The sequence below is a fragment of the Rhodococcus sp. UYP9 genome, assembly GCF_040547235.1.
Classification (GTDB): Bacteria; Actinomycetota; Actinomycetes; order Mycobacteriales; family Mycobacteriaceae; genus Rhodococcoides.
Window position 1 is genome coordinate 1 of record NZ_JBEPPH010000012.1, and the last position, 22,152, is coordinate 22,152.

Here is a 22,152-nt window from a genome sequence, read left to right on the forward strand (position 1 = left end):
CGGTCCCATTCCGAACCCGGAAGCTAAGCCCTCCAGCGCCGATGGTACTGCACTCGACAGGGTGTGGGAGAGTAGGACACCGCCGAACACAGTTTATGATCAAGGGGACCCACCCACGGTGGGTCCCCTTTTTCTGTTTTCACAACTACATCTGATTTCATGATGCAACGCGTACGACCGAGAGGAACCGCTGTGCCGGAAGACAGCAACGACCGCCGCTCGCAAGGACAGCCCCGCAATGGCGGATCCCAAGGCGCCGGACGATCCGATAACAGCGGACGGCCGGCGAGCGGCCGCAACGATAATCGTCGAAACGATGGCCCCCCGCGTCGTCGCGGAGGAGAAGGCGGATTCACCGCTGACCGCCGTTCCGGTGGCGGCTCTACCGACCGTCGTCCGCCTCGACCCGAAGAGCCGGACCTACCTGACGAGGTCGAGGCTGGACAGTTGGAGCCGGCAGTTCGTCGCGATCTCCTCAGCTTGGACAAGAGCAACGCAACTGCTGTCGCACGGCACCTTGTGATGGCGAGTCGCCTCGTAGACGACGATCCTCAACTTGCACTTTTGCACGCCCGCGCGGCTCGCCAGCGTGCCGGTCGCGTAGCGGTAGTGCGCGAAACAGCAGGTCTGACCGCTTATCACGCCGGTGAATGGGCCGAGGCACTTTCGGAGCTGCGCGCTGCTCGGAGAATGGCTGGCGGGCCAGGCCATGTGGCCGTCATGGCAGATTGTGAACGTGGTCTCGGAAGACCCGAACGCGCTATCGAACTCGGTCGCAGTGATGAGGCACGTCAGTTGACGGGTGACGAAGCGTCGGAGCTTCGGATCGTCGTGGCCGGTGCACGGATGGATTTGAGTCAGTTCGACCAGGCTGTCGTTACTCTGCAGACTCCGGACCTCGATGCTTCTAGATCGGGAACTGCAGCAGCTCGCCTGTTCTACGTCTACGCCGACGCGCTTGTTGCGGCAGGTCGTGTTGCCGAGGGTGTCACGTGGTTCCTGAATTCGGCGGCCGCCGACGTCGAGGGCGACACCGATGCAGAAGAGCGGGTGGCCGAGTTGTCCGGCGATGGGCAGTGAGGACCCTTCGACAAGATCACGACGTTCTTCTGCTCGATCTCGATGGCACCGTTTACCAAGGTAAGCACCCCATCGTGGGAGCTGTCGAGGCCCTCGGTCGAGGGACGGAGAAGCAGTTCTTCGTCACCAACAACGCGAGCCGCTCACCGTCCGACGTCGCTGTTCATCTCCGCGAATTGGGCTTCGAGACCTCTGAGGACTTCGTGGTGACCAGTGCGCAAGTGGCGGCCAGAATGTTGGCCGACCGAGTCGGGGCCGGTTCTTCGGTCGTCGTCGTCGGGACGGCTGCCCTCGAAGCAGAGATCACACAGGTTGGTCTTGTACCCGTTCGAACTGCTGATGCTTCGGTACGTGCTGTCGTCCAGGGACACAGCGTGACGACCGATTGGTCCAGCTTGGCCGAAGCGACCTTCGCCATACGCGCGGGCGCCCTGTGGGTGGCTACGAACGTCGATGCGACGCTGCCCACCGAGCGGGGGTTGGCGCCGGGGAACGGATCGATGGTCGCCGCAGTTCGCTGGGCGACAGGTGTCGAGCCTCTGGTTGCAGGTAAGCCTGCTGCCCCGATAATGCACGATGCGATTAGTTTGAGCTCCGCGGAGCGTCCCCTGGTGGTGGGGGATCGTCTCGATACCGACATCGCTGGTGCCAATGCGGCGGATATACCGTCGTTGCTCGTGCTGACCGGGGTCAGTACTGCCCTGGACGCTATTCGTGCGGTTCCGTCGGAGCGTCCGACACACATCGGATTCGACCTCGAAGCTCTCAACCGGCCGCCGGCCGAATCCGCGGTCGGGCCCAAGCCAGGCTGGTCGGTACACGTCGAACATGGGGTTCTGACGGTGACTCACGACGGCACATCCGAAGTGGATCCGCTGGACGGTCTTCTTGCCGTCGCGCACGCTGTGTGGGGATCGCCGAGTGAGGTAACGACGGACTGGGACACGATCTCGGTCGTCGGTCACGGGGTGGACAGCCTTCGAGAGCGACTGGCTGCCTGATCCTTCGTTCTCGATGCGGGCGGGCGGGTGTCGGGGCGATCCGATAGCGTTGACGACGATGAGCGCGTCGATTCCACTCCCAGGGCAACACCGTCAGCACGACGGTCGAGCCGATATGCCCGCAGTCGATCCGAGCGTCGTCGAAGCGGAGGTCGACGAGTTGTTGGCTGGACTACCTTCGACGGACGCGATATCCGGTGATTTGAATACGCATGCGCAGATTCTGGACCACGCACACGAAGTTCTGGTTCAGGCACTGTCTGCAGTGGACAAGAGCTGACGTGGCGCGGCGCGCACGCGTCGACGCCGAACTCGTACGTCGAGGATTGGCTCGCTCACGTGAACATGCAGTCGACCTCATCGAGGCCGGTCGGGTCAAGATTGCCGGCACCGTAGCCACCAAACCGGCAACGGCAATCGAGCCGGGCACACCATTGCTCGTCACCGTCGAGGACAACGAAACGAATTGGGCCTCGCGTGGTGCCCACAAGTTGTTGGGTGCGCTCGAGGTGTTCGAACAGTCAGGATTCTCCGTCGCAGGAAAACGCTGTCTCGACGCCGGGGCATCCACGGGTGGCTTCACCGATGTCCTGTTGAGTCGAGGTGCGCGTGAGGTCGTCGCGGTGGACGTCGGATACGGCCAGCTCGTGTGGCGGTTGCAGTCCGACGAACGTGTCCATGTAGTCGATCGAACCAACGTACGTTCCATCGACTCAGAGACGATCGGTGGTGCGGTGGAGGTCATCGTGGCCGACCTGTCGTTCATTTCGCTCAAGCTCGTTTTACCGGCGTTCGTCGCCTGCGCCGGCCCGGAAACCGACCTCGCGTTGATGGTCAAGCCTCAGTTCGAAGTCGGTAAGGACCGTGTCGGATCGGGAGGGGTCGTTCGTGATCCTGCACTGCGGGCCGAGACCGTCGTCGATGTCGCCGAAGCGGCGGCTGCGCTGGGTCTCCGCCTGCAAGGAGTGACGGCAAGTCCGCTTCCGGGGCCGTCGGGCAACGTCGAGTATTTTTTGTGGTTACGATCGCAGTCTGTCGTGCACCCGGGCGAGTCTGTGCGCGACGACACTGCAGCGCTGGTGCAGCGCGCAGTCGAAGAAGGGCCACAGTGACAGTGCGAAGCGCCGCCAGGGGACACTGGCACGGGCCCACGACAACAGAGGGACCACGGTGACGACGCCAGATCCGACAGTGCAGCCTGCGCCGGTTCGCGAGGTATTGCTGGTTGCCCACCCGGGCAGGCCCGATATCGCCGAGACCGCGCTTCGAGTCGCGAAGGTGTTCGGCGAAGCTGGTATCAGATTGCGGGTGCTCGTCGATGAGGTGCATTCGACGCGCATCGAGGCTTCCGGGGTACGTGAAGCCGAGGTTGCATTGGTGGAGGAGTTCGAGCTACAGGTAGTCGAGTTCGGCCCCGATGCTGCACTGGGTTGTGAATTGGTGCTGGTGCTTGGAGGCGACGGTACGTTTCTCCGTGCGGCCGAACTCGCTCGTGCGGCGTCCATCGCCGTACTCGGGATCAACCTCGGGCGTATCGGTTTTCTCGCCGAGGCAGAGGCGGACCATCTAGAGGACGCGCTGGCTCGCGTCGTGAGCGGTGACTATCGAATCGAGAATCGGATGACTCTCGATATAAACATTCGCGTCGGCGATCAGGTCGTCGAACGAGGATGGGCACTGAACGAAGCGAGCATCGAAAACGGTTCGCGGCTCGGTGTCCTCGAGGTGGTACTCGAGGTCGACGACCGTCCGGTATCGGCGTTCGGCTGTGACGGCGTACTGATCTCCACTCCGACAGGTTCCACTGCGTACGCATTTTCGGCAGGCGGGCCAGTTGTGTGGCCGGAACTGGAAGCAATTCTTGTGGTCCCCAGCAATGCACATGCGTTGTTTGCGCGGCCGTTGGTGACCAGTCCCAATTCCTTCATTGCCGTCGAGACGGACGTCGGCGGTCATGAAGCGCTGGTCTTCTGTGACGGCAGACGAACTCTGACGCTGCCGGCGGGTGGACGCGTCGAGGTGATCCGGGGCGCCGAGCCGATCAAATGGGTTCGACTCGATTCGGCACCTTTCGCGGATCGAATGGTTACGAAGTTTGCCTTGCCCGTCAAGGGATGGCGGGGGAGGGCGAGGTAGAGAATGCTCGAAGAGATTCGAATCGACAGTCTCGGTGTCATTTCTGCCGCAAGTGCACAATTCCATGAAGGACTGACCGTGCTCACCGGCGAAACGGGTGCCGGTAAGACGATGGTTGTCACCAGTTTGCATCTGTTGTCCGGCGCACGTGCTGATGCCGGGCGGGTGCGGATCGGTGCCGATCGGGCAGTCGTAGAAGGTCGGTTCAGTACCGAAACCGCCTCGGCGCAGGTTGTCGACGAGGTCGAGAAGGTCCTCGAGTCGGCTGGTGCTCAGCGCGACGAGGACCACTCGATCATCGCGTTGCGCACTGTGAACGCAGACGGCAGATCGCGTGCGCACCTGGGCGGACGGAGCGTTCCCGCCGCGGTGTTGTCCGGGTTCACCGATCCGTTGCTGACCGTGCACGGTCAGAACGATCAGCTACGGCTTCTGCGTGCCGATCGCCAACTCGAGGCTCTCGACCGTTTTGCGGGCGAGTCCGTCTCCGGTCTGCTCAAGAAGTACCGGTCTGCCCGCACCGCCTGGTTGGCTGCTCGGAACGAATTGATCGACCGGACCGAGCGGAGCCGAGAGCTCGCTCAGGAGGCGGATCGATTGCAGTTCGGCATCCAAGAGATCGACGGCGTGGCGCCGGAGCCACAAGAAGATCTGACCATCGCGGCCGATGTCCGCCGACTCGGCGACCTCGACTCGCTGCGTGAATCTGCCGAAGGCGCGGGTGTCGCGCTGGTCGGTGCTGTCGAGGACACGGGCGGGGCGATGTCGGCTCTCCATCTGCTCGGTGAGGCCCGCACGCAGCTCGAGGGTTCCGACGACGCTGCGTTGACCGATCTGCTTCCCCGGCTGAACGAAGCCATGGCTGTAGTCACCGACATCGGTGCGGATCTCACTGCATATCTGTCGGACTTGCCGTCCGATCCGAGCGCCCTGGAAACATTGCTCAACCGCCAATCCGAGCTCAAAGGGTTGACGCGGAAATACGCCGCCGACGTCGATGGCGTCATCGCATGGGCGAACGACGCACGGGAGCGACTGCTACACATCGACGTCTCCGCCACTACGTTGGCAGATCTGTCGGGACGAGTGGACGAGACAGCTGCCGAGGTGGCCGCAGCCGCAACCAAACTCACCTCTGCACGGAGCAAGGCCGCCGCAAAACTTGCGAAGGCAGTCAGCGTCGAGCTTGCCGGTCTGGCGATGGGTAAGGCGAAGCTGCAACTCGATCTGCGTGCTGCAGTCGCAGGTCCGCAAGACAACGCACCGCTGAACATCGCAGGCAAAGAGCTGCATGCCGGTCAGAATGGTGTGGACGAAGTCGAGTTCAAATTGTCCGCGCACGACGGTGCGCAAGCTCTACCCATCAGCAAGAGCGCATCGGGAGGTGAGCTTTCGCGCGTAATGTTGGCGTTGGAAGTCGTCCTCGCTGGATCGGACAAGGGCGCAACGATGGTCTTCGACGAGGTCGACGCAGGAGTCGGCGGTCGCGCAGCCGTCGAGGTAGGCCGACGGCTCGCAAGGTTGGCTCGCACACACCAGGTGATCGTGGTGACGCACTTGCCGCAGGTTGCAGCTTTCGCCGACACTCATCTCGTGGTGGACAAGGCCGATTCGCGTCGAGGCGCGGCCAACAGTGGAGTCAAATCACTGTCCGCTCCGGAGCGCGTTGTCGAACTGGCCCGAATGCTGGCCGGGTTGGACGACACCGAGACCGGTCGAGCTCATGCCGAAGAATTGTTGGCCACTGCGCGCGCCGAGCGTGCGGACTAGCCGGATGCGACGAGATCGATGAGGTCTCACCTTGCCCGAATTTACTTATTCTTGAGGGCGCAGGGGTTGAATATCGGCTCGAAACCGACCTGATCGCAGCTTCTGGACGTAAGATCAGCTGGTGCGTGTGTGAATCGTGTGGACGGTGTGGTATCTGTTTCGGCGCGCCTCCTTCATGGTGCCCATCGAAGCACCCATCATGGGACTCATGAAGATGCCGGCTCTGTTATCACGAACTCAGGACTCGCTGCCCGGAATAAGTGGTATCGCCCGGGTCGATCGCAACACGTCGAAACTGCTCAAGCGGGTGGGACCGGGGGACATCGTCGTCCTCGACGAACTCGACCTGGATCGACTTACTGCTGACGCCCTGGTTGCTGCGGGCGTCTTGGCGGTAGTCAACGCGTCGCCTTCCATTTCGGGTCGCTACCCGAACCTGGGCCCGGAGGTGATCGTCGCCAACGGAATTACCTTGATCGACTCCACCGGCACCGAGGTGTTCAAAAAGATCAAGGACGGCAGCAAGATTCGCCTGAACGAGGGCGGCGTGTACACCGGTGATCGTCGTCTCGCCAAAGGCGACGAGCAGAGTGAAGCAGAGATTTCCGATCGGATGATCGAGGCAAAGACCGGCTTGGTAGACCATCTCGAAGCGTTCTCCGGCAACACGATCGAGTTCATCCGAACCGAGAGCCCGTTGCTCATCGACGGCGTCGGTGTCCCGGACATCGAGCTCGACTTGCAGGACCGGCACGTCGTCGTGGTAGCAGACGGACCTGGTCATGCCGAAGACCTCAAGGCGCTCAAGCCGTTCATCAAAGAGTATTCGCCGATCATCATCGGTGTCGGCGCAGGCGCCGACACCGCGATGAAGGCTGGGCACAAGCCGGATCTCATCGTCGGCGATCCTGATGACATCAGTGCGCAGACGCTCAAATGCGGTGCAGAAGTGGTGCTTCCGGCTGACTCGGACGGGCATGCGAACGGACTCGAACGCATCCAGGATCTCGGCATCGGAGCCATGACGTTCCCCGCCACTGGTGCGCCTGCCGACTTGGCGTTGTTGCTGGCCGACCATCACGGCGCGTCGCTGATCGTGACCGTCGGAAGCCCTGCCAGCCTCGACGAATTCTTCGATCGTGGCCGGCGAAACACCAACCCGGCGGCGTTCATGACACGGTTGAAGGTCGGTGCCAAGCTCGTCGACTCGAAGGCTGTTGCGACGCTGTACCGCAGTCGCGTATCGGGTGGCGCTGTTGCGTTACTGATTCTCGCCGCGCTGGTTGCTGTCATCGTTGCTTTGGTCGTGTCGAATATGGGCAGTGAAGTCCTGGACTGGACTATCGACGTGTGGAACCGCTTCGCAACGTGGGTTCAGGGGTTGCTGGCGTGATTTCTATGCGCCAACATGCCATTTCGATCGCAGCGATTTTCATCGCGTTGGCTATCGGAGTGGTGCTCGGGTCGGGTTTGTTGTCCAGTGGTCTCGTGTCGGGACTTCGTGACGACAAGACCGACCTCGAGACCGAGGTGAATTCGCTACAAAGTACGAACAATCAGCTCGGCGAGCAGCTCAACTCGGCAGATGGATTCGATGCGGCGGTGTCGGGCCGCGTCGTACGCGACGCGTTAGCGAGTCGCAGCGTGGTGGTGATAACCACGCCAGACGCGGATCCAGGCGACGTCGACGGGGTTACTCGTTCGATAGAGGCGTCGGGAGCGGCTGTGACGGGCCGGGTGTCGTTGACGGATTCGTTCGTCACCGCAGCGAGCGGTGACGATCTTCGTACTCGACTGACCAATGTCGTGCCTGCCGGTACTCAGTTGCGCACCGGATCTGTCGACCAGGGCAGCATGGCGGGCGACCTGATGGGATCGGTACTGCTGCTCGATGCCCAGACCGCCGAGCCTCAGTCCACCCCGGAGGAACTTGCACTGGCACTCGAAACGCTGCGCAGTGGAGGTTTCATTGCATACGACAACGGTGCAGTGGCCCCCGCCCAGCTGGCGGTCGTCGTGACCGGAGCAGGCGATGCGGGTGCCGAGGACGGGAACCGCGGTGCGATCGTCGCGCGCTTTACCGGCGGGCTCGACGCCAGGGGTGCAGGTGTAGTACTGGCCGGCCGTTCCGGAGCAGCAGAGGGCAACGGGCCGGTAGCTGTGGTGCGCGCGGACTCGGCGTTGTCCGCAGCGGTGAGCACGGTGGACAACGTGGACAGGGAAGCCGGCCGAATCACCACGGCGCTGGCATTGCAGGAACAGCTGGATGGAGCCGCGGGCCGATACGGGACCGGCCCGAACTCGACGGCCGTCACCGTCGGTGCACCGGCTCGATGAAATTTCGGTACTGAGAATATGCGCGTCGTTCGCTCTCTGGGCAACATTGGTGTTACCGTGAAGTCCCGTGGGTAGCAGGCCCATGTTCTACGCATTACCTCTCTTGCCAGCTCACTGGTGGGAGCACGCCCTGCAGATACGTCACGGGAGCATCATTGTCACGCCTTCAGTCGCGTTCTGACACAAAGCACATCTTCGTCAGCGGAGGCGTCGCATCGTCTCTTGGCAAGGGCCTCACGGCATCGAGCCTGGGCCAGCTACTGACAGCTCGTGGCCTCCGAGTCACGATGCAGAAGCTCGATCCCTATCTGAACGTGGATCCAGGCACCATGAATCCGTTCCAGCACGGCGAGGTCTTCGTCACCGAGGACGGCGCCGAAACCGATCTGGACGTCGGACACTACGAGCGGTTCCTCGACCGCGATCTGTCTGGATTCGCAAACGTCACCACTGGTCAGGTCTACTCGACGGTTATCGCCAAGGAGCGTCGCGGTGAATACCTGGGCGACACCGTCCAGGTGATTCCGCACATCACCGACGAGATCAAGCGTCGAATCCTCGCCATGAACGGCCCTGATCTGCAGGGCCATCAGCCGGACGTGGTGATCACCGAGATCGGCGGCACCGTCGGCGATATCGAGTCGCAGCCGTTCCTCGAAGCGGCACGTCAGGTCCGTCATGACGTCGGTCGTGAGAACGTCTTCTTCTTGCATGTCTCCCTGGTGCCGTTCCTCGCGCCTTCAGGTGAGCTCAAGACCAAGCCGACTCAGCATTCGGTCGCAGCCCTGCGGAGCATCGGAATCCAACCCGATGCACTCATTCTGCGGTGCGATCGCGACGTTCCGCCTGGCCTGAAGAACAAGATCGCACTGATGTGTGACGTAGATGTCGAAGCCTGTATTTCCACTCCCGACGCACCGTCGATCTACGACATACCAAAGGTTCTGCACAAGGAGGGCCTGGACGCGTATGTCGTGCGCAAGCTCGGGCTGCCGTTCCGCGACGTCGACTGGACGGTGTGGGGCGGACTTCTCGAACGGGTCCACGAGCCACGCGAGACCGTGCGTGTTGCCCTTGTCGGCAAGTACGTTGATCTCCCCGACGCGTACCTCTCGGTCACCGAGGCGTTGCGTGCGGGCGGTTTCGCGCATCGTGCGAAGGTCGAGATCAAGTGGGTTCCGTCCGACGAGTGCGAGAGCCCCGCAGGCGCGCAAGCTGCGCTCGGTGATGTCGACGCAGTGCTGATTCCGGGTGGATTCGGTATTCGTGGCATCGAAGGCAAGCTGGGCGCGGTCCGCTTTGCCCGTACCCGCAAAGTGCCTCTGCTCGGACTGTGCCTCGGTTTGCAGTGCATGGTCATCGAAGCAGCACGCTCGGTCGGACTGACCGACGCCAACTCGGCGGAGTTCGAGCCGGACATCGAGTTCCCTGTCATCTCGACGATGGCCGATCAAGAAGATGCTGTCGCAGGCGAGGCCGACCTCGGTGGAACTATGCGACTGGGCGCGTACCCGGCGACCTTGTTGAAGGGTTCGGTCGTGGCAGGCGCCTACGGGTCGACCGAAGTTTCCGAGCGTCACCGTCACCGCTACGAGGTCAACAACACCTACCGTGACCGCATTTCGAAGAGTGGTCTGGTGTTCAGCGGAACTTCCCCTGACGGGCACCTCATCGAGTTCGTGGAACTTCCGACGTCGATGCATCCGTTCTTCGTCGGCACGCAGGCTCACCCGGAATACAAGAGCCGGCCTACGCGTCCGCACCCGCTTTTCGCGGCACTGATCAACGCGGCGTTGAAGTACAAGGCAGCCGAGCGGCTTCCGGTCGACATTCACGGTGACGATGCCGAGTCCGAAGCGTCGGTGCCGGAAGTGACCGTCGAAAGCAACGGATGAGCGAGCAGGACAGCCGGTTCGAGTTTCGGACTCTCGGTTCGACAACCGTCTACGAGGGGGCGATTCTCGCTTTGCGATTGGATCAGGTCGCGATGCCGGACGGCCGTCAGGCCGAGCGTGAAGTAGTGGAGCACCACGGCGCAGTAGCCGTCGTGGCGCTCGACAGTCAGGGTCGGATCGCGATGATCGAGCAGTACCGGCATCCGATCGGGCGACGTCTGTGGGAATTGCCCGCCGGTCTTCTCGACGAGACCGGTGAGCCGCCCGTCGACGCGGCGAAGCGCGAACTCGCCGAAGAGACAGGGCTTTCCGCCGGCCGCTGGTCGGTACTCGTCGATGTTTTGGCGTCCCCGGGCTTCACCGATGAGTGCGTTCGAGTGTTTCTGGCCGAGGACTTGACCGAGGTCGAGCGGCCCGATGCCCACGACGAAGAGGCCGACATCGTGTTGTCCTACGTGCCGGTTGACGACGCGGTTCGCCGGGCTTTGTCCGGTGAATTCGTGAATGCGAGTGCGGTGGCGGGCATTCTGGCGCTGGCCGCCTCGAGGGTAGCGTCGACAAGCCTGCGCCCCGCCGATGCTCCGTGGCCGGATCTGCCGACTACTTTCGAGCGTCGGAAGAATTCGCACGAGTAGTCGTCGTGCTGAGTGAACAGATTTCGACCTATCTCGATCACCTCGAGGTCGAGCGTGGGTCGGCGAAGAACACTCTGTCCTCGTATCGCCGAGACCTTCGGCGATACGAGGTGTTTCTCAGTGCCCACGGCATCGACGATTTGGCCAAGGTATCCGAATCGGATGTGACCGAATTCGTCTTGTATCTGCGGCGAGGTGGGGACGAGTTCCTACCGTTGGCTGCAAGTTCGGCAGCACGGACACTCATTGCGGTTCGTGGGTTTCATAAATTCGCGGCCGCGGAGGGCTTCACCATTTCGGACGTGGCCAGTGCCGTCAAGCCGCCGACCCCGAGTCGTCGGCTGCCGAAGTCGCTTCCACTCGACCAAGTGATCGCGATTCTCGAATCGGCCTCCGCCGAGGGTGCGGATGCCCCTCGTGGTTTGCGTGACAAGGCGATCCTCGAGTTGCTGTACTCGACCGGTGCCCGCATTTCCGAAGCGGTAGGTCTCGACGTCGACGATGTGGACACCGACACGCGATCGGTGCTGCTTCACGGCAAAGGTGACAAGCAGCGGCTGGTACCGGTAGGCCGACCCGCTATCGAGGCTGTGGACGCGTACCTTGTTCGAGGGCGGCCCGCTCTGGCGACGAAGTCGACTCCTGCGTTGTTCCTCAACGCTCGTGGTGGTCGGTTGTCGCGGCAGAGTGCCTGGCAGGTGTTACATACGGCAGCCGAGCGTGCAGGCATCGCGACAGCGGTCTCTCCGCACACCCTGAGACACTCCTTCGCAACGCATCTGCTCGACGGCGGGGCAGATGTCCGTGTGGTGCAGGAGCTTCTCGGTCATGCCTCGGTCACCACAACCCAGATCTACACGCTCGTGACGGTGAATACGCTGCGGGAAGTGTGGGCGGGAGCTCATCCCCGCGCGAGGTGAAGACATGTTTGTGCGTGTCCGGCGATACTGCTGTAGTGCCACGCGGTACGTTCTTGGGAGCGTATTTCATCTTTTGTGCCCTCAGGCACGAGGCGAATACATGATCAACGAACGGACAGGGGAGCGCTGGAACGTGTCGACACCGCAGCCGCCAGCGGCGGAGTCAGGTTTTGGACGGACCTGGGGCGAGCAGGCTCCGGTCGCTCCGCCGTCGACAGCGTCTTCGAACAGGTCCTACGAGGCAACGCCCGACGGGCTCACCCCGCTCCATTCATCAAGCGAAGGAGCTCTCTTTCATACCCGGCAGCCCGAGTCCGCTCGTGAGAGCAAGGACGTCATCCCTCCTGTCGACACTCTCGGCCCCACCGGTCGCAAGACCAGACCGGTTCCCGAACCGCAGCCACTGAGCAGTCACGGACCGGCGAAGATCATCGCGATGTGCAACCAGAAGGGTGGCGTCGGCAAAACGACGTCGACCATCAATCTGGGTGCCTCGCTGGCTGCTTACGGTCGTCGAGTGCTTCTGGTCGATCTGGACCCGCAGGGTGCACTGTCTGCAGGGTTGGGTGTTGCGCACCACGAGCTCGATCTCACGGTCTACAACCTCCTCGTCGAACCGAAAGTGTCCGCCGACGACGTCCTGATGCGCACACGCGTGGAGAATCTCGATCTGTTGCCGAGCAACATCGATCTGTCGGCGGCCGAGATTCAGTTGGTCACCGAGGTCGGTCGCGAACAGACTCTCGGACGGGTACTTCATCCGATTCTCGATCGCTACGATTACGTGTTGATCGACTGCCAGCCCTCGCTCGGTTTGCTCACCGTCAACGCATTGACGTGTGCCGACGAAGTTCTGATTCCGATGGAATGCGAGTACTTCAGCCTGCGCGGATTGGCACTGCTCAACGACACCGTCGAAAAGGTTCGTGATCGGCTCAATCCACGGCTCAAGCTCGCCGGCATCGTGGTCACCATGTTCGACGCCCGCACTCTGCACTCGCGAGAGGTGATGACGCGGGTGGTCGAGGTGTTCGGCGATGTCGTGTACGACACAGTGATCACCAGGACCGTGCGTTTCCCGGAGACGTCCGTCGCAGGCGAGCCGATCACCACGTGGGCACCGAAATCGGCAGGGGCCCAAGCCTATCGGGCTCTGGCCCGAGAGGTGATATATCGGTCCGGTCCCTGATCGTGTCTGCCGCCACCCCCGGCGACGCTCCGATCGAGGTTCCAGGTGGGGAGGATCCCTCGCGATTTCGTGTTCGGTTGCTCAACTTCGAAGGACCGTTCGATCTGCTGTTGACTCTGATCAGTCAGCATCGCCTCGATGTCACCGAGGTCGCGTTACACACCGTCACAGACGATTTCATCGCGTTCACCAAGTCGCTCGGCAAAGAGATGGACCTCGATCAGACGACGGAATTTCTCGTCGTCGCAGCCACGTTGCTCGACCTCAAGGCGGCGCGGCTGCTGCCGTCCGGTGATGTCGAGGATGCCGAGGACCTCGCCTTGCTCGAAGTTCGTGATCTGCTGTTCGCCCGGCTCCTGCAATATCGCGCGTACAAGCAGGTAGCAATGCTGTTCGCTGAGCTCGAAGCCGCCGCACTGCGTCGATATCCGCGGTCGGTGTCCGTCGAGGACCGTTTCGCGGATCTGATTCCGGAAGTTTTGCTCGGCGTCGATCCGGCTCGTTTCGCCGATATTGCGGCGACGGCGTTCCGGCCGAAGCCGATTCCGCAGGTAGGTCTCGATCACATTCATCAGCACGCGGTGTCGGTGCCGGAGCAGGCCACGTGGGTGATGAATCTTCTTCAGGGGAAGAGCCCGGGGCAGTGGGTGACGTTCGGCGAGATCATCGAGGGCTGCGAATACCCCGTCGAGATCATTGCGCGTTTTCTTGCGTTGCTCGAGCTGTTCCGTGAACAGGTCATCGTATTCGAGCAGCCCGAGCCGCTGGGGGAGTTGTCGGTGAGCTGGACCGGTACGGAGAAGGTGGACGGAGTGCTCGTGTCAGCGGTGGACTATGGATGAGAAAGAGCTTTCCGAGAGTGAACAGTCGACGGGCCTCGAGTCCGACGAAGAGCTGGACGACGCGACGCTCGAGGCCGCACTCGAAGCCGTCCTGTTGGTAGTCGACTCGCCGGCGTCGAACGAGCAGTTGGCGTCGGCCGTCGGGTGCGAAGCACGTCGGGTGAAGCTGATGGTGACGCGGATGGCCGAGAAACTGACCGAACGAGGCAGTGGAATCGATCTACGCTATGCAGGCGACGGATGGCGTTTCTACACCCGCACGGCTTACGCGCCGTATGTCGAACGGCTTCTTCTCGATGGCGCTCGGTCGAAACTCACACGCGCGGCATTGGAGACTCTGGCCGTTATCGCATATCGTCAACCGTTGACGCGCTCGCGAGTCAGTGCTGTGCGAGGAGTCAATGTAGACGGAGTGATGCGCACCTTGCTCGCGCGCGGACTGATTTCGGAAGCTGGAGTGGATCCGGAAACGAACGGCACCATGTATTCGACTACCGAGTTGTTCCTCGAACGGCTCGGGTTGGCATCGCTGACGGACCTCCCGCCGCTGGCACCGTTGCTGCCAGGTGTGGATCTGATCGACGAGATCAGCGACAGCATGGACACCGAACCGAGAGTTTTACGCTCCACCAAGAACCGCGGATCGAAACCCGATCCGGTATCCGAGCTCGACTCGGACGACTGATAGGTAACAAGAAGTGAACAAGCCCGCTCGCCGTGATGGCACACCGGACAGAAGTAAAAGACAAGATCCCCGTCGGAAGCCGGCCGCAGGTAGGTCGGAAAGCCCTCGGGATGGTCGCCGCACCGGCGACGCGCCCCGCGGTGCGGGACGCCGAGACGAAGCTCCACGCGGAGCCTCAGGACGTCGGGACGAAGCTCCACGCGGTGCTTCGGGACGTCGTGACGAGGGGCCACGCGGCGCTTCGAGTGGGCGCCGAGAGGATTCGCCTCGCGGTTCAGGGCGACCTACTGGGCAACGTAAGCCTGCTGAGCAGCGCAAACCGTATGTGAACAAGCCTTTCGTGGATCCCGCGTTCGAGGACAAGTCTGTCGAGACGGGCATCAACGATCGCAGTAACGATGCGGTTCCGCGTAAGAAGCCCTCGCGCCCCAAGCCGCCGAAGCCGCAGAAGAAGCAGACTCCGACGACGACGATCAGCAACGCGAAGCCCGCGAAGCATCAGTACATCGAACCTGACACCAAACGGCGCCATGTGCCCCGCGGTGAAGGCGTTCGTCTGCAGAAGGTTCTGGCTCAGGCCGGTGTGGCGTCACGCCGCGCAGCCGAAGAACTGATTGCCGACGGCCGTGTCGAGGTCGACGGACGCATCGTCACCGAGCAAGGGATCCGTATCGATCCGGACGTCGCTGTCGTCCGCGTCGACGGCACCCGAGTCGTCGTCAAGGAAGAGCTCGTCCACCTCGCGATGAACAAGCCGCGTGGATGGCAGTGCACGATGTCCGACGATCTGGGACGTCCGTGCGTCGGCGATATCGTCTCCGAACGCGTTCAGGCGGGGCAGCGACTGTTCCACGTCGGACGCCTCGATGCCGACACCGAGGGCCTTCTTCTCTTCACCAACGACGGTGATCTTGCTCACCGCCTGATGCACCCGTCGTACGAGGTATCGAAGACCTACCTCGCCACATTGTTCGGAACCATCCCGCGCGATGTAGGCAAGCAGCTGCGTTCGGGTGTCGTTCTCGACGACGGCCCCGTCAAGGTCGACGGTTACTCACTCCTCGACGTCAACGAAGGCAAGTCGCTCGTACGTGTCACCCTGCACGAGGGTCGCAAGCACATCGTGCGGCGCATGTTCGAGAAGGTCGGTTACCCCGTCGGACGTCTCGTGCGCACCGACGTCGGCAACATCGCCCTTGGTGATCAGCGCCCAGGAACGCTGCGGGTCCTCGGTCGTGGAGAGATCGGCAAGCTCTACGAGTCGGTCGGGCTGTGATGGACAGTCTCGTCATTGCGATGGACGGGCCGTCGGGAACCGGGAAGTCGACGGTCTCACGACGGTTGGCCTCTGCGCTCGACGCTCGATACCTCGACACCGGGGCGATGTACCGCGTAGCGACGGTGTGGGTGTTGCGGGCCGGTATCGATCCGTCCGATGCAGACAAGGTCGCCGACGTCGTCGAGACCCTGCCGTTGGACATCGGCACCGATCCGGCCGTCGAAGCAGTGACGTTGGCCGGCAAAGACGTCACCTCCGAGATTCGCGGAGCTGCTGTGACCCAAGCGGTCTCGGCTGTGTCCGCAGTTCCACGTGTGCGGGACATTCTCGTACGGATGCAACGTGAAATCTCTTCGGCCCAACCGCGAATCGTCGTGGAGGGCAGGGACATCGGGACAGTCGTGCTGACCGACGCGCACGTCAAGGTCTTTCTGACTGCCTCGCCCGAGGCCCGCGCCGATCGTCGAAACAAACAGAACACCACCGAAGGACGGGGCGACGACTATCAAGCAGTCCTCGCCGACGTCCAACGCCGTGATCATGCTGATTCCACCCGCGCCGTATCTCCTTTGCGGCCCGCCGAAGACTCCGTGATCGTGGATACGAGCGAACTGGACATGGACGGCGTTGTCGCCGCATTGCTCCAGGTCGTCAGCGAGAGAACTGGAGCAATGCAGTGACCGAAGAATCCTACGGCTCCGAAACAGCCGGCGACGGCGTCTGGAGCGACGAGGGCGAATGGGAGATGGTCGACCTCAGTGAAGGCGAGGATGGCGAAGTACAAGTCGCCGTTCCTACCCTCGCGGTGGTCGGACGTCCCAACGTGGGCAAGTCCACTCTCGTCAACCGCATCATCGGCCGTCGTGAAGCAGTGGTCGAGGACGTGCCAGGGGTGACGCGGGACCGCGTCTCCTACGAGGCGAACTGGGCCGGACGCCGTTTCCTGGTGCAGGACACCGGCGGTTGGGAACCCGACGCCAAGGGCCTGCAGCAATCCGTTGCCCGCCAAGCAGAACTGGCGATGAAGACTGCTGACGCGATCCTCCTGGTCGTCGATGCGCGTGTCGGATCCACCACAACCGACGAGGCTGTCGCCCGGGTGCTTCGGCGCTCGAAGACGCCGGTCTTGTTGATAGCCAACAAGGTCGACGACGGTCGCACCGAGTCCGAGGTCGCTGCCCTGTGGTCGCTGGGCCTCGGTGAGCCGCTGGCGGTTTCGGCTACTCACGGCCGCGGAACCGGAGACATGCTCGATCGTGTTCTCGACGCGTTGCCGGAGACTCCTCGCGAGGGAATCCCCGGTGGGGGACCGCGTCGCGTCGCACTTGTCGGTAAGCCGAACGTAGGCAAGTCCTCACTCATCAACAAGCTGTCCGGTGACGAGCGCTCCGTAGTCCACGAGGTGGCCGGAACTACTGTCGACCCGGTCGACTCGTTGGTCGAATTGGGCGGCAAAACTTGGCGATTCGTCGACACTGCAGGTCTGCGTAAGCGCGTCAGTCACGCCAGTGGTGCCGAGTTCTACGCGTCGTTGCGCACCAAGTCGGCCATCGAGGCCGCCGAGGTCGCAATCTTGCTCATCGACGCCTCCGAAGTGATCTCCGAGCAGGACCTTCGTGTCCTCAGCATGGTCGCCGACGCTGGTCGTGCGCTCGTGTTGGCGTTCAACAAGTGGGACCTCGTCGACGACGACCGTCGCCAGATGCTCGAGAAGGAGATCGATCGCGATCTCGCTCGTGTGCCGTGGGCACAGCGCGTCAACATTTCGGCTCAGACGGGCCGAGCAGTCCAGAAACTCGTTCCGGCGCTCGAGACTGCACTGGAGTCCTGGGACAAGCGGGTGCCGACCGGACGCCTCAACACCTGGCTCAAGGAAGTTGTGGCGGCCACCCCGCCGCCGATGCGTGGAGGCCGCATGCCGCGCATCATGTTCGCGACCCAGGCAACGACTCGTCCACCGACGTTCGTGCTCTTCACCACCGGCTTCCTCGAGGCCGGATACCGACGCTTCATCGAACGTCGCCTCCGTGAAGAGTTCAACTTCGACGGCAGCCCCGTCCGCGTCTCGGTCCGTATCCGCGAAAAGCGCGAACGGCCAGGCAAGGGTCACAAGCGCTGATCCCACCGGGCCCCGCCCCTGAGCAGGCGATTTCCGCTCAGAGGCGGGGCTGAGGTACTCTCATCAAGCGCCTTACGGGGCGCGGCGGGCTGTGGCGCAGCTTGGTAGCGCACTTGACTGGGGGTCAAGGGGTCGCAGGTTCAATTCCTGTCAGCCCGACAGTTTTTAGAGCAAAATGGCGGCTCCGGAGAAATCCGGGGCCGCTTTTTTTTAGCCGAAAATGGGCTCAGTGCCACGAGTGTCACAACTCCTTCGTAACTACGTTCCTGGATCCATGTGGACATCCGGTCACTTCGAGCTCCGAGACCACCTCTCTGGTGATGTTCTCGCGGCCGATGCGCTTGTCTTGGACGTGGATGTACGGCACTGTCAGGTTAATTGAAACCAAACAGGCTTCGCTGCTAGGTTTCAATTAACCTGACAGTGCCCCGACATCCCAATCGCGATTTACATCGGGTGCCGACGCCAGTGCCGAGCATCAGTTCTGCTGCAGTGGAGGTCACCGTAGTGTTGCCACCGATACGCTAGCTCCATGGCGAGAATGACATCGCTCGACAGATGGGTGCATCAGCAGCTGACGGGCGAGCAGACACGGTCGAAGCCACCCGGCCCAATACTCCTGACCTTCGTGACGGCCGCCGTTGCGGTGTGGGTCTGCGTCAAACGAAATTGGTGGCCTTCGCCGTTCGGCGCACACACCTGGGCCGACCCACTTCTGGCCCATCTGGCGGTACTTGTGGTTTTGGCCGTCACTGGCCTGGTGTGGGCGATCCGAACCCTCTACGTGCTCGGCCGCGACCGACGTTGGTCCTGGTGGATACTCCCTGCGCCCTTCCTCGTCTCTGCCGCCTTCGCATTCGTGGTGTGGGGGCCAGCTACGACATTCCTCGACAAGCGGAGCGAGTTCGAGGCCATCGCCGTCGACATCAGGGAAAACCCCGGCACGTCCCGCGAGGAGTTCGAGATCGGTCCTTTCGATATCAGTCGCGCGCGAGGCGGCCCGTCGGGAGAAGTCTATTTCGTCGACAATTCGACCATCTTCTTCAGCTTTACGAGCGGGTGGGTGTACTCACCTGATCATGAACCTGCTGGCCAGGGCAATGTCGATTCCTCCATTTCCCACCTCGATGGCCCTTGGTACCGATACGAATCGGTGTATCGAGACTGATCAACATTCGCAGTAGCAAGGGTTGGCGGTGCAGAACGAAATATGCTGCTGCACAACATATGCAAACGTTTGCTGGTATGCCTGCATATCAAGACTGGTCGTATGGCTAAGCTGCTCGCACAGCCAGCAGCAGTTCAACTGTCCCGTACTTCTAAGGCGGGTGGAGCTCGCCTGCGATAACTTGGTTTGAGGCTGCACGGTGATCGGGCCGATGGTGGAGGCGGATATGGAGTTCATAGAAGGCATCGATCCGAACGAGCCCGGAGTCCGGCGCGTCCCTGGGTCCAGCTTGCAATAAATCCAATTTATCTCTGGCTGGTCTTGGTCGGGATACCGTTATCGATGGGCGTAATATTCGCGTCCGCCACATACATCTGGCCGCCGACGCTGCCGGAATCGTTCCGCACTGCGAGCGATTCCGCGAACCCGTACGTGCAACTACCTTTCCGTTGGAATGTGGGAAATTTCTGGATATTCTCATGTTTCGGTGGAATCATTGTTGGTGCAGTCGCTGCCTTTGGTACCCAGCTAGCGGGGTTGAATTTAAGTAGGAAAACCAGGGCGTAACCGAACCTGCGATCAGTGCGTCAGGTCGTGCGACTTGTACTGTTGGCCCATGGAGTCCACGCTGACGGTACAGGCCGACCACCACCAGTTTCTGATCGGCGATGGTCTGAGCGAACTAGGTGAGCCAGACCACGAAGGTGGATTGTTCGACGTCACCGCGGCTGCGGCGACTGTAAAAACAGGTATCGCGTATGGGCCCGTCGAGGTGCGCCTGGACATACTCGCATCAGACCCCGATGGCAGCCTCCAGGGAGGATGGGATGTGATCGAAGAAGTGACTCTCGAGGTAAATGCGCGTCTGAATATTATGACGTTGGATGGGCACGTTGCCTATGGACCGCTGGCCGCACTGCCTTCATCAGGCTTGATCGCTATTCGCGGCCATGCGCGAGGGCGGGACGACCGGTGGGACATGCACGTCGAGGATGTGTCTGAGCGATACCTGTTCCAGCTGTGGGTAGTCAACAAACGGTATTCGTCTCGTTTGCTTCATAAGTCGGACCAGTCATGGGGGAGCACAGCACCACAGGCCGTGAACGCCCCCGCCGCGACGCACCTCGGTTACGTCGAGGAAGTGCAGCCGAATGGTAATAAACGTTTGGTACGCGAGGATCCGTCGCCGACGGGTGACACAGATGTGGGTTTGTTAAATTCCGTCCCTGCACGAAAGCTTGCAGCATTGGACGGGTCTTTGGTGAAAGACCTACTGTCTCTTGAACCTGATAAACAACGTGAAATTACTATGCGAGCCATACGGCAAATCTTCGATTACACTGGTTTAATTTTACTGCCGTTTTTCGAAGATGCGTTAGGAGCTGTCGAGTCGAGAGGGAAGCTAACCCGTGAGGCTCGCGGTCGGATAGCAGCTTTCGGTGTCGCAGGCGGTGAAGGTGTCGAAGATTCGTATATTATATCTGCATTCAATGGTCAAAGAATTTCACAACAACGGTTGGCGGCGTCGACTCTTGCGTCCGCTGAACATTCACAAGCTGGTATAAAAATGCTAGGCGTACTAGTCCATTCCGTTACGGTATACGGCGACAATTGCAATGAATTTCTTGCGTTATTGAGAACGTATATGCCTCGCAAATAACGCCGAGGCCGGCCCCGTATGAAACAACTCGGATCAATCGGGTCCGGTCTTCGGGGTCGGGTTATCCGGCTTTGACGTAGAACTCTTCGTCAAGCATCACGCGGCTTTTTGCAAAATAACCACGATGTAATGCCGCCTGTCCTCGAATTCTGCTTAAAACTGTCGCCAGCCAGCGCTCGAGTCGCGCCTGCAAGACAGCGGGATCGCTCCGGGACTCACCTGTTCGGGAGAGCTCGGTAAAGTCGGGATCTGCGTCCATGGATTCGGAAGTCATAACCACTCCCAACTTGGTCGCACCGCGAGAGCGGCAGCTATAGCCTGTTACTCTCGCGGTGCGACCGAGAAACTCCCTTCAATGACTATTCGTTAGGCTTCTCCGATATGTCAGCGATGAACAACTCCATCATGAATGCAGATCTGTCTGAATCATTACTTGCACCAAATATGTGATTGAGTAGATCCGTGGCAGGAATGGGTTTGTAGATTTCTTCGTATGTGGTGGTTACATGTCCGAGTCGGAGAATTCCACTGGAGTTGACGCAATCAAGAATTTGCTTCACGTCATCTCTGTTGGCGTCCCATGAGCTTGATCCAAATAGCGTAAGCGCCTCCGCTACAGATATCCAATCATTTTGGGTAAGAATCTCATTGAGGAGCTGACTCGACATATCTTCACTGGGCAACATGTATTTCCAAATCTGTTTACCTTCTCCGCGGACATTGAAGTCGATAGTGTAGCCGCCGGATCGGCTTTCTAGGCGGACGTAGCAGATGCTGCCATCGTCGAGGTCATACCGGGGCCCAGTGACGATGGAGGTGGTCGTAGTGTTGTTCGTTGTGTATTGAATGCTGGCTTGACTTCTCGTTACCCGGCACCAGTCGTCCCACACAGCGCTGTCGTCAGCTACTTGCCAGACAAGTACGTTTCGAGGAAGTCGAGTATCCAGGTTTTCCTGGACATTTTCGAGATCTGCGTATCCGAAGTAGCCAGGTTCGCACCATTTCCCTCCGCCACCTCCGAACTCATCGTTGGTGAACCCCTCAACGTCTACTGAATCACCCTGGCAAGTCCGGAGACTTCGTTCTTTGGGAAGGATGGAGCCATGTTGTCGGGATCGCAGAAGAGGTACCCGCCGGAGCCCGTCCCCGCTCAACCCAGTTCGCCGTCCCGGGAGATTAGTTGGGCGGATACCGTCAGCGGTCTCGAAGCCGATTAACATTTCCGGGGTGTGGAGCGGTTGACGTTTTCCGAAGCCAAACAGATCGAGGAATCGATCTGTTTCAGTCACACTTGCCTCAACTGTGAACGTCATGCAGGTGCTGTAGACATGCGCACCGGTGTGGCGTGTCCCCGGCGAACGGGGCCATCATGTTTTAGAGTCTTGTTGCCCATGAGCTGGGCGGATAGGACTATGGAGAACATGGCTGGACGGAAG

Annotated in this window: 21 protein-coding genes, 1 tRNA gene and 1 rRNA gene; 21 read left to right on the plus strand and 2 right to left on the minus strand. The window is 61.1% G+C overall.

Annotation, left to right across the window (positions count from 1 at the left end; genetic code table 11):
- From rrf to ABIB36_RS21645, 21 genes are all read left to right on the plus strand, one after another.
- Nucleotides 1–88: ribosomal RNA gene (gene rrf / locus ABIB36_RS21545) — 5S ribosomal RNA — on the plus strand; the annotation flags it as partial.
- Between the two features lie 71 nt (nucleotides 89–159).
- Nucleotides 160–1,080 carry a hypothetical protein gene (locus tag ABIB36_RS21550; protein WP_084345232.1) on the plus strand — a complete coding sequence of 307 codons (921 nt, stop codon included), beginning with the start codon at nucleotides 160–162 and terminating at the stop codon, nucleotides 1,078–1,080.
- Nucleotides 1,077–2,081, plus strand: coding sequence for an HAD-IIA family hydrolase (locus ABIB36_RS21555; protein WP_354563520.1), 1,005 nt, complete (start codon nucleotides 1,077–1,079; stop codon nucleotides 2,079–2,081). Before ABIB36_RS21550 ends, ABIB36_RS21555 begins: the two co-directional genes overlap by 4 nt.
- 58 nt (nucleotides 2,082–2,139) lie before the next feature.
- Nucleotides 2,140–2,361, plus strand: coding sequence for a hypothetical protein (locus ABIB36_RS21560; protein WP_354563523.1), 222 nt, complete (start codon nucleotides 2,140–2,142; stop codon nucleotides 2,359–2,361).
- Between the two features lies 1 nt (nucleotide 2,362).
- Nucleotides 2,363–3,193, plus strand: a complete 831-nt coding sequence (locus ABIB36_RS21565) for a TlyA family RNA methyltransferase (RefSeq protein ID WP_084345229.1) — start codon at nucleotides 2,363–2,365, stop codon at nucleotides 3,191–3,193.
- A 79-nt stretch (nucleotides 3,194–3,272) separates the two neighbouring features.
- On the plus strand, nucleotides 3,273–4,217 hold the full coding sequence (locus ABIB36_RS21570) for an NAD kinase (RefSeq protein WP_084345228.1): 945 nt from the start codon (nucleotides 3,273–3,275) through the stop codon (nucleotides 4,215–4,217).
- A gap of 3 nt (nucleotides 4,218–4,220) precedes the next feature.
- A complete protein-coding gene (gene recN / locus ABIB36_RS21575) occupies nucleotides 4,221–5,987 on the plus strand; it encodes a DNA repair protein RecN (RefSeq protein ID WP_084345227.1) in 1,767 nt (588 codons plus the stop codon).
- Between the two features lie 208 nt (nucleotides 5,988–6,195).
- Nucleotides 6,196–7,380 (plus strand): putative cytokinetic ring protein SteA, encoded by a 1,185-nt coding sequence (gene steA, locus ABIB36_RS21580; protein ID WP_084345238.1) that lies wholly within the window; start codon nucleotides 6,196–6,198, stop codon nucleotides 7,378–7,380.
- Complete coding sequence (locus tag ABIB36_RS21585) at nucleotides 7,377–8,324, plus strand: copper transporter (protein WP_143542021.1); 948 nt, start codon at nucleotides 7,377–7,379, stop codon at nucleotides 8,322–8,324. The genes steA and ABIB36_RS21585 overlap by 4 nt, the downstream gene beginning before the upstream one ends.
- Before the next feature lie 155 nt (nucleotides 8,325–8,479).
- A complete protein-coding gene (gene pyrG / locus ABIB36_RS21590; RefSeq protein WP_354563528.1) occupies nucleotides 8,480–10,219 on the plus strand; it encodes a CTP synthase in 1,740 nt (579 codons plus the stop codon).
- Nucleotides 10,216–10,854 carry an NUDIX domain-containing protein gene (locus ABIB36_RS21595; protein WP_084345225.1) on the plus strand — a complete coding sequence of 213 codons (639 nt, stop codon included), beginning with the start codon at nucleotides 10,216–10,218 and terminating at the stop codon, nucleotides 10,852–10,854. The genes pyrG and ABIB36_RS21595 overlap by 4 nt, the downstream gene beginning before the upstream one ends.
- A gap of 5 nt (nucleotides 10,855–10,859) precedes the next feature.
- Nucleotides 10,860–11,774, plus strand: a complete 915-nt coding sequence (gene xerD, locus ABIB36_RS21600; RefSeq protein ID WP_084345237.1) for a site-specific tyrosine recombinase XerD — start codon at nucleotides 10,860–10,862, stop codon at nucleotides 11,772–11,774.
- A 100-nt stretch (nucleotides 11,775–11,874) separates the two neighbouring features.
- Nucleotides 11,875–12,963, plus strand: a complete 1,089-nt coding sequence (locus ABIB36_RS21605) for a ParA family protein (protein WP_256895380.1) — start codon at nucleotides 11,875–11,877, stop codon at nucleotides 12,961–12,963.
- 2 nt (nucleotides 12,964–12,965) lie between these two features.
- Entirely contained in the window at nucleotides 12,966–13,805 is an 840-nt protein-coding gene (locus ABIB36_RS21610; protein ID WP_084345224.1) for a segregation and condensation protein A, read from the plus strand.
- Nucleotides 13,798–14,490 carry an SMC-Scp complex subunit ScpB gene (scpB, locus tag ABIB36_RS21615; protein ID WP_084345223.1) on the plus strand — a complete coding sequence of 231 codons (693 nt, stop codon included), beginning with the start codon at nucleotides 13,798–13,800 and terminating at the stop codon, nucleotides 14,488–14,490. The genes ABIB36_RS21610 and scpB overlap by 8 nt, the downstream gene beginning before the upstream one ends.
- Nucleotides 14,491–14,503: 13 nt before the next feature.
- Nucleotides 14,504–15,766, plus strand: a complete 1,263-nt coding sequence (locus ABIB36_RS21620) for a pseudouridine synthase (protein WP_084345222.1) — start codon at nucleotides 14,504–14,506, stop codon at nucleotides 15,764–15,766.
- Entirely contained in the window at nucleotides 15,766–16,449 is a 684-nt protein-coding gene (cmk, locus tag ABIB36_RS21625) for a (d)CMP kinase (protein ID WP_084345221.1), read from the plus strand. Before ABIB36_RS21620 ends, cmk begins: the two co-directional genes overlap by 1 nt.
- On the plus strand, nucleotides 16,446–17,888 hold the full coding sequence (gene der / locus ABIB36_RS21630; RefSeq protein ID WP_084345220.1) for a ribosome biogenesis GTPase Der: 1,443 nt from the start codon (nucleotides 16,446–16,448) through the stop codon (nucleotides 17,886–17,888). Before cmk ends, der begins: the two co-directional genes overlap by 4 nt.
- An 85-nt stretch (nucleotides 17,889–17,973) precedes the next feature.
- Nucleotides 17,974–18,047 (plus strand) — tRNA-Pro (locus ABIB36_RS21635).
- Between the two features lie 373 nt (nucleotides 18,048–18,420).
- Nucleotides 18,421–19,056 carry a DUF1109 domain-containing protein gene (locus ABIB36_RS21640; protein ID WP_354563535.1) on the plus strand — a complete coding sequence of 212 codons (636 nt, stop codon included), beginning with the start codon at nucleotides 18,421–18,423 and terminating at the stop codon, nucleotides 19,054–19,056.
- A 616-nt stretch (nucleotides 19,057–19,672) separates the two neighbouring features.
- Entirely contained in the window at nucleotides 19,673–20,716 is a 1,044-nt protein-coding gene (locus ABIB36_RS21645; RefSeq protein ID WP_354563537.1) for a hypothetical protein, read from the plus strand.
- A 61-nt stretch (nucleotides 20,717–20,777) separates the two neighbouring features.
- Here the strand turns inward: ABIB36_RS21645 and ABIB36_RS21650 are convergent, their stop codons facing one another.
- Together ABIB36_RS21650 and ABIB36_RS21655 are read right to left on the minus strand one after the other, a co-directional pair.
- The gene (locus ABIB36_RS21650) at nucleotides 20,778–20,990 is read right to left on the minus strand and encodes a hypothetical protein (RefSeq protein ID WP_354563540.1); all 213 of its coding nucleotides are present in this window, start codon (nucleotides 20,988–20,990) and stop codon (nucleotides 20,778–20,780) included.
- A gap of 85 nt (nucleotides 20,991–21,075) precedes the next feature.
- Nucleotides 21,076–22,029, minus strand: a complete 954-nt coding sequence (locus ABIB36_RS21655) for a hypothetical protein (RefSeq protein ID WP_354563541.1) — start codon at nucleotides 22,027–22,029, stop codon at nucleotides 21,076–21,078.
- Nucleotides 22,030–22,152 lie beyond the last annotated feature (123 nt).

What these genes read in the sequence shown, in the direction of transcription:
- ABIB36_RS21550 (WP_084345232.1), top strand. Translation starts at nt 160, where the DNA reads ATGATGCAACGCGTACGACCGAGAGGAACCGCTGTGCCGGAAGACAGC.
- ABIB36_RS21560 (WP_354563523.1), top strand. Translation starts at nt 2,140, where the DNA reads ATGAGCGCGTCGATTCCACTCCCAGGGCAACACCGTCAGCACGACGGT.
- recN (WP_084345227.1), top strand. Translation starts at nt 4,221, where the DNA reads ATGCTCGAAGAGATTCGAATCGACAGTCTCGGTGTCATTTCTGCCGCA.
- steA (WP_084345238.1), top strand. Translation starts at nt 6,196, where the DNA reads ATGAAGATGCCGGCTCTGTTATCACGAACTCAGGACTCGCTGCCCGGA.
- ABIB36_RS21595 (WP_084345225.1), top strand. Translation starts at nt 10,216, where the DNA reads ATGAGCGAGCAGGACAGCCGGTTCGAGTTTCGGACTCTCGGTTCGACA.
- ABIB36_RS21605 (WP_256895380.1), top strand. Translation starts at nt 11,875, where the DNA reads ATGATCAACGAACGGACAGGGGAGCGCTGGAACGTGTCGACACCGCAG.
- scpB (WP_084345223.1), top strand. Translation starts at nt 13,798, where the DNA reads ATGGATGAGAAAGAGCTTTCCGAGAGTGAACAGTCGACGGGCCTCGAG.
- cmk (WP_084345221.1), top strand. Translation starts at nt 15,766, where the DNA reads ATGGACAGTCTCGTCATTGCGATGGACGGGCCGTCGGGAACCGGGAAG.
- ABIB36_RS21640 (WP_354563535.1), top strand. Translation starts at nt 18,421, where the DNA reads ATGGCGAGAATGACATCGCTCGACAGATGGGTGCATCAGCAGCTGACG.
- ABIB36_RS21645 (WP_354563537.1), top strand. Translation starts at nt 19,673, where the DNA reads ATGGAGTCCACGCTGACGGTACAGGCCGACCACCACCAGTTTCTGATC.
- ABIB36_RS21650 (WP_354563540.1), bottom strand. Translation starts at nt 20,990, where the DNA reads ATGACTTCCGAATCCATGGACGCAGATCCCGACTTTACCGAGCTCTCC.
- ABIB36_RS21655 (WP_354563541.1), bottom strand. Translation starts at nt 22,029, where the DNA reads ATGACGTTCACAGTTGAGGCAAGTGTGACTGAAACAGATCGATTCCTC.